Genomic DNA, 704 nt, shown 5'->3' on the forward strand with positions numbered 1-704 from the left:
GACAGGCTCGATGTCGTACGTCAACGGCGACCCAGCCACGGCCGCGGCCGCGATAAAGGCGATGGCAACTCAGTAAGGACGATCGGCGGCAATGGAAGATTTCTTAGGCAACCTTCTCGACCGGATTGAAGACACCGGGAGAACCTTTTCGGAAAGGGCATATGGGATTGTAGCCAGCGAAATCACGCCGCTGCTCAACGTCCTGTTCCTGGCCTACGTCGCCTATTACGGCCTGCAGCTCTTCATGGGAACATCCAGGGTCAGCGTTGCCGAAGTCATCGGCCGCGTCGCCCGGATGGTGGTCATTTTGCTGATGGTCAGAGAATGGAGCAATTTCGACACGCTGTTTTACGGTTGGCTGAACAACACGCCAGAGGATGTCGGGCGCGCGATCCTGACGGCCACGGGAACCGGCATCACCGAACCGACAAATGGCCTGTCGATGATCTGGAAGACCGCCAATGAAGCAGCGGCGGCGTTTGCAGAACAGTCGGGCTACTTTGCCATTCTGCCGTCGATGATCGGCTTTCTCATCATGCTTTGCGTGGCGGTCTTTATCGCCGTCGCGCTGGCGATCCTGTTGCTGGCGAAGGTGATGATGTGGGTGCTCATCGGAACGGCCCCGATCTTCATAGCCTGCATGCTGTTCGAGCAGACGCGACGCCTCGGCGTGTCGTGGTTCCAACAGGTCCTTCTCTACGCGC

Annotated in this window: 1 protein-coding gene; it reads left to right on the forward strand. The window is 58.5% G+C overall.

All coding sequences use genetic code 11. The features are described from left to right. Positions 1 to 91: 91 nt before the first annotated feature. Positions 92 to 704 (forward strand): type IV secretion system protein (locus EN780_RS36275; RefSeq protein ID WP_133372957.1); only part of this gene is annotated, 613 nt, incomplete at its 3' end.

It is taken from the genome of Mesorhizobium sp. M4B.F.Ca.ET.089.01.1.1 (assembly GCF_004022605.1).
GTDB lineage: Bacteria > Pseudomonadota > Alphaproteobacteria > Rhizobiales > Rhizobiaceae > Mesorhizobium > Mesorhizobium abyssinicae.